Below are 6,439 nucleotides of genomic sequence, written 5' to 3'. Positions count from 1 at the left end.
ATGAGTAATACATACCTGAATCTCACTCTGTGGATAGATTGCTATTGAGGAAAAAGAACTATTAAGCTTAATAATCATCTCTTAATAAATCAGCAATCAAATTAAACTAAATATTCTTTTCCCTTGTCCGAAATTTTTTTCAATAAAGTTTGGAAGATAATATGACTTCATCAACAATTTTACAAAACTTTGAAAAACATATTCCCATTGTGGGAGATATTTCTAAAAAAAGTCCAGTGGCTTACCGAGCAACTCGTCTCTCCGTCAGTGCAGTGAACACTATGCAAATGGCAGTAGCAGAGTCTTATATCAACGGATTAGAAGTACCTGATTCTGTATTGCGATCGCTGTTTGATAGTTGTATGCCTGTCTTTTTTAAGTATTTTCCATCTCTGCTTGTACCCTACGAATGGGTATTAACAGAAACAGAGCATACTGCTGAAGGTGCGCCAGATTTAATGAAAATTCAGTACGATTTACCTCAAGCTATGCTGAATACCATGTTAGGTGATGGAAAACTCATTTATCCTAAATATAGTATGGGATTGTGGGAAAAAGGAGCAGCTAATCTTGAAGAATCGCAAATGCACATGATTGATGATGTCATTGATAAGTTAGAAATAAAAGATGGCGATAATATTTTAGATTTTGGCTGTGGTTGGGGCTGCGTAGCAAATTATATTCTTGCCAAATTCCCTAATGTCAAGTTTACAGGAATTAACTTGAGTCATGAGCAATGTGAATATATGCGTCAGAAAATGCAAGATCCTGAAAGTTACCTTAGTTCTGGTCGTTTTACTCTCTATGAAGGAGATTTAAACGATGCCCAATTTGCAACAAAATTTGATAAAATTCTCTCACTTGGTGTTTTTTGTCATGTAGGTAATTTAACAAAAGCTTTCCGAAAGCTGGCATCTTTTCTCAAGGATAACGGCCGGGTTTTTATTCACATTATCACAGTCCGCACTCCTAATAATATCTCCAGTGTTTTTACTCATAAATACATTTTTCCCCATGGACGTTACTGGCAATATGATGCAGTTCCCAGCCATAATCAAGACCTAAAAACTATTAATCAATGGTATCTCAATGGCTCTAATTACTCCCGAACTATTACTGATTGGCTGAAAAATTTTGATGATTCTCAGGCAATAGTTAAAGATTTAGACTACGGTATTGAATATGCTAAATTTCGCCGTATCTGGCGGTTTTATTTGATTTGGTTTATCTCTAATTTCACAAGTTGCAACGGTGAATATAATGGTAATGGACAATATTTAATGGTTCATGCCTAATCTTTGATTTTAGTTATTTAGGACTTACGCAACGAGTAAGTCCTGATTCTTTAATACATTCTTGCCAAGAGTATTCCATAGTTTCATAAATACTTAGGTTTTTGTAGCGTCCTCAATAATTAGGGCTTGCTATAGAGTTTAACCAAGGGTACAGCCGTGAATCCGTGGGCAACAATTGAAGTACAAATGACCAGACTACCTACAACCCAGGGGTCTTCCACACCTGTCTGACGCAGTGAGAGGAAAGCATAAAAGAGTGCGGCTACACCTATAGGTCCGAACCAACCTAAAAACAGGGCATCCTTTATACCGCCCAGCCGACCAAGAAGGGGACGCAGTAAGATTACTGCTGGTAGTCGGCGCAGCAATAGAATTCCTACCGCCAACAGCAGACCCTTCCACCCTAACTCTATCCATTGCTGCCAAGGTAGATATAAACCCAATATCACAAAAATATACAGAGTAAAAAAGCGGTCTACTGCCTCCTGTACGCTTTCTTCTTCTGCTCTTTCACGACCACCCACAACCATATCAAAGGTAATTCCCGCTGCAAATACTGCCAGGATGCCATCACTACCAAGTAGCTTTACAAATCCTAATACAGCTAATGAAAGAGCGACGGTATAAGCCAGAAAAGACTGCTTCTCTAGAGTTTGTTTAGCTTCAGACCACTGCAATAATCGTCCTGCTAGGAAACCGATCAGCCCTCCCATTACCACTGCTGCTCCTACTTCCCACAGTAAAGTTTTCGTGAGCCAATGAAGTAGAGCTTCTCCTGGTGGTTTGGTCAATATTAGAATCGGTAGGAGGATAAAAGGGTAAGCGAGTCCATCATTAGCAGCAGACTCAGCAGAAATGCTATGGCGAATGAGTTCGGGTAAGTTCTGCTCGGCGACTTTCCCTGTGACAACAGAAGTAGAAACAACTGGATCGGTAGGAGTAATCACAGCCCCAACCAGCATGGCTACCCAAAAGGGTAAACCTAATATTAGATATACCAACAGTCCACTAATCAACCACATCAAGGGCATTAACAGTCCTAACAGTACGGCTAGGATGCGCCAATGTTGAAACGGGTAAGCCTTTGGTAGACGTAACGCCACTCCCATCACTTGGATAGCGATCGCTAATCTTGCTCCTTGCTCTAAAATCTTCTCTGGTGGACCCCAGTGCGTGAGGTCAATTAAGCCAAACACAGATGGACTTAATAATACCCCAACTACCAAAGCTATGAGAGGATCTGAGAGAAACAACCGCTCTTTGAGCCAGCCGGAAAACAGCCCTAGCACTAGCACTAGCCCACCAAGGGTCAATAGGACTATGTTTATCTCACTTGGAGTTAACTGGCTCATAGTTTTATACCTTTAGTGACTCAACAATAATAAATGAGTCAAAATAATCAAAGCCTGCCTCTTCCACACCTGTGCCTTGAGGTGGTACAGTTTCTTGACCTACATGAGTCCAGTATTGTCCAAATCCGCGGACAAAGTGAAAATTTTCTCCATCTTCTCCAGCAGGGGCGTGATTAAGGACAACGATTTTTATCAAAAATAAACCAAAAATATTTAAACAACGATAGGAGAAACGTAAGCTATGGGCGATCGCAAATTTAGTTAACGAAAAGCGGAGTTTTGCCTCTATTGTCTAGATTGATAAATATGCTGATGTTTTGCTAATACCAAGTTTAGCTTTTTTATAAATTGGCTCTCATCTACCGAAGGAAAGGTTAATCAACAATTGCCAGAAACCCATACCTCATATTTGGTTGTTCCTGTCAATGCGTAAGTCCTAGTTTGATAACAAATACTATGATTTAGCCAAATAATTATGTAAAATGCCCTATCGTCAGTGTAAAATAATCATAATCATTCAAGAGGTGAATCATGGTTCAAACCTTAACTAAACCAGTAACCTTTGACGAATTTATCCAATGGTATCCAAAAACAGGATTACGCTATGAATTACATAATGGAGTAATTATTGAAATTAACCCACCACTAGGAGATCATGAATTAGTTATTGGTTGGTTAGTCCGTAAATTATCAGCACAATTAGATAAACTTAACCTTCCTTACCTAATACCAAAAACAACATTTATCAAACCATCAAACTCTCAATCTGCTTATTCACCTGATATTTTATTACTAAATCCTGAAAACTTAGCTAATGAACCCTTGTGGAAAAAAGAATCAACCATTACTCAAGCGGATTCTGTTCCTTTAGTCATAGAAATTGTTAGCAGTAATTGGAAAACCGATTATTCCACTAAAACAAATGATTATGAATCAATGGGTATTCCTGAATATTGGATAGTTGATTATGCTGCTTTTGGTGGGAGAAGATTTATCGGTAATCCTAAACAACCCACTATTTCAGTTTATTCCTTAATTAATGAAGAATATGAAGTTAATCAATTTAGAGGTGATGATCAAATCATATCTCCACTTTTTCCAGATTTAAACTTAACTATTTCTCAGATTTTACAAATAATATAAATATGGTAATTTAGATATATTAATGAAATTTACTCAATCGCTTTTAAAATCAATTTTATTGTTTTTCCTCTCTCTGTTGTTGATAATTAGCGTTACTCCTGTAATGGCTCAAATCCAACAACCACAGACAATTATTCAACAAGCTCGGATTCTTTATAATGCGGGAAAATTTCCAGAAGTTATCCCTTTATTACAACAAGCTGCAACCGGATTTAAAAATCAGCGAGACTTCTTAAATCAAGGTATGGTATTAAGTAATCTCGCTGCAACCTTCGGACAATTAGGACAATGGAAACAAGCAGAAGAAAATATCAATTCTAGTCTTTTCCTCCTCAAATCTCAAACTCCGACTTCCGAACAACAGCGCATACTTGCCCAAACTCTCGATATTCAAGGACAATTACAACTAGAACGGGGTAAAATTCAAGATGCTTTAGATACTTGGATTATATCAGCTAAAATCTATCAACAGCTAGGAGAAAAAGACCGAATTATCCAAAATCAAATTAACCAAAGTCTAGCTTTACAATCATTAGGATTATATCCCAGAGCTTGCCAAATACTATTACTATCTTTAAATTTAGAAACATCAACCTGTGAAGTTGATTCTGCAACATTAGCAACTTGGAAAAACCAATCATTCTCTTTACAGAATATACAATCTCTAAATGCTTTAGGTCATGTTCTGCGAGTTTTAGGACAGTTGCATGAATCCCAACAAGTTTTAAATTTGGGTTTACAAGCTGCTGAAAAATTAAATCTTCCTCAAATCCCAGCAGAAGTTTATTTAAATATTGGGAATACAGCCCGTGCTTTTGCTAATCAACCCGGTTTAAATAAACAACAAAAAAGCCAATATCAAGAAACTGCAATTGCGGCTTATATTAATTCTGCTCAATTAGCAACTCGTCAAAATACTCAAATTCAAGCTTTATTAAATCGTCTCAGTTTATTGGTAGATTTGCAAAAATGGCAAGAAGCAAAAACTTTATGGTTAACTATACAACCGCAAACTAGCCAAATCTCTAATAATCAAACTGGAATCTATGCCCAAATTAATTTAGTTGAAAGTTTAATCAAATTAGCAATACATTCTTCTGAATCATTTACAGAAATTGAGAAAATTCTCAACCGTGCTTATCAACAAGCCCAAAAATTAGGAACTCCTCGCACCCAAGCTTATATATTACTCACACAAGGTAGATTATCGGAACTGCAAAAACAATGGACAAAAGCCGAAAATTATACAACTCAAGCATTGAATTTAGTACCGTCTTTTGAATATCCTGATATTGCTTATCAATTATTCTGGCAATTAGGACGGATTCAACAATTACAAAAAAATCCTGAAGGGGCAATTTCTCAATATACCCAATCTATTAAAATCCTGGGTTCTTTGCGCGGTGATTTGGTGACAGTTAACCCTGATGTCCAATTTTCTTTTCGGGAAAGTGTCGAACCAATTTATCGGGAGTTAGTGGGATTATTATTAAAAGAAGAATCTCCCAGTCAGGCTAAATTACAACAAGCGCGGCAGATAATTGAATCTTTGCAATTAGCAGAATTAGATAACTTTTTCCGTGATGCTTGTGCAGATGCTAAACCGAAATTAATTGATCAAATTGATCCAACTGCGGCTGTTATTTATCCGATCATTTTAAATGACAGACTAGAAGTTATTCTCTCTATTCCTGGTAAACCTTTACGTAAATACACAACTAATCAACCCCAAGCAGAATTAAAAACTACCATTAAGCAAGCCCGAATTTCCCTGAGAAGGACGGCTTTTCCCCAAGAGCGATTACCCATAGTTCAAAAACTCTATAATTGGTTAATTCGTCCCGCTGAGGCTGATTTAACCGCCAATGGTATCAAAACTTTGGTATTTGTCTTGGATGGTTCTTTGCAGAGTTTACCAATGGCCACGCTTCATGATGGTCAACAATATCTCTTGGAAAAATATAACATTGCTCTGACTTCTGGACTCCAACTTCTTGAACCTAAACCCCTCACCCAAGTTAAACTCAAAGCTTTAATTGCAGCACTCACAGAAGCACGTCAGGGTTTTCCCGCTTTACCAGAAGTGGCTACTGAAGTTCAGCAGATTTCATCGGCGATACCCACAAATACACTTTTAAATCAGCAGTTTATAGTTGAGTCCCTAGAAAAGCAAATTAAAGCCGGATCTTTTCCCATTGTGCATTTAGCTACACATGGTCAATTTAGCTCTAATGCCGCAGACACCTTTATTTTGACTTGGAATCAGCGGCTAAATGTCAATGAATTAGACCAATTATTGCGAGAATCGCGCAACGATAACAAAAAACTTCCCATTGAGTTGTTAGTTCTCAGTGCCTGTGAAACGGCTTCTGGTGATGAACGTGCGGCGTTAGGCTTGGCAGGTATAGCAATTCGTTCGGGCGCTCGTAGCACTGTGGGGACTCTTTGGCAAGTTAATGACGAATCTACATCTCTTCTCATGAGTGAGTTTTATCGGCAATTGGCTAAATCTAAAGTTAGTAAAGCCGAAGCTCTGCGTAATGCTCAACTATTGCTTTTAAAAAATCGCCAATTCCAAAATCCCTATTTTTGGTCTCCTTTTGTGTTGGTAGGAAATTGGCAATAGTCATTAATTACTCTGTCACGTTT

At 37.7% G+C, this 6,439-nt stretch carries 5 protein-coding genes; 3 read left to right on the top strand and 2 right to left on the bottom strand.

Annotation, left to right across the window (positions count from 1 at the left end; genetic code table 11):
- Nucleotides 1–161 precede the first annotated feature (161 nt).
- Nucleotides 162–1,295: a cyclopropane-fatty-acyl-phospholipid synthase family protein gene (locus FJR38_RS07535; protein ID WP_168536241.1), complete on the top strand. Its 1,134-nt coding sequence runs from the start codon at nt 162–164 to the stop codon at nt 1,293–1,295.
- A 119-nt stretch (nt 1,296–1,414) separates the two neighbouring features.
- Here the strand turns inward: FJR38_RS07535 and FJR38_RS07530 are convergent, their stop codons facing one another.
- Both FJR38_RS07530 and FJR38_RS07525 read right to left on the bottom strand, forming a co-directional pair.
- Complete coding sequence (locus FJR38_RS07530; protein ID WP_168536239.1) at nt 1,415–2,647, bottom strand: cation:proton antiporter; 1,233 nt, start codon at nt 2,645–2,647, stop codon at nt 1,415–1,417.
- Between the two features lie 4 nt (nt 2,648–2,651).
- Nucleotides 2,652–2,843 (bottom strand): hypothetical protein, encoded by a 192-nt coding sequence (locus tag FJR38_RS07525; protein WP_168536237.1) that lies wholly within the window; start codon nt 2,841–2,843, stop codon nt 2,652–2,654.
- A 335-nt stretch (nt 2,844–3,178) separates the two neighbouring features.
- On the opposite strand from FJR38_RS07525, the gene FJR38_RS07520 reads away from it, so the two are divergent.
- Both FJR38_RS07520 and FJR38_RS07515 read left to right on the top strand, forming a co-directional pair.
- Nucleotides 3,179–3,790 carry a Uma2 family endonuclease gene (locus FJR38_RS07520; protein WP_168536235.1) on the top strand — a complete coding sequence of 204 codons (612 nt, stop codon included), beginning with the start codon at nt 3,179–3,181 and terminating at the stop codon, nt 3,788–3,790.
- 22 nt (nt 3,791–3,812) lie between these two features.
- Nucleotides 3,813–6,416, top strand: coding sequence for a CHAT domain-containing protein (locus FJR38_RS07515; protein WP_168536233.1), 2,604 nt, complete (start codon nt 3,813–3,815; stop codon nt 6,414–6,416).
- The last annotated feature ends 23 nt before the right edge of the window (nt 6,417–6,439 follow it).

It is taken from the genome of Anabaena sp. UHCC 0253, assembly GCF_009712085.1.
In the GTDB taxonomy this organism is placed as follows: Bacteria; Cyanobacteriota; Cyanobacteriia; order Cyanobacteriales; family Nostocaceae; genus Dolichospermum.
This window is presented reverse-complemented; position numbering and strand designations above follow the sequence as displayed.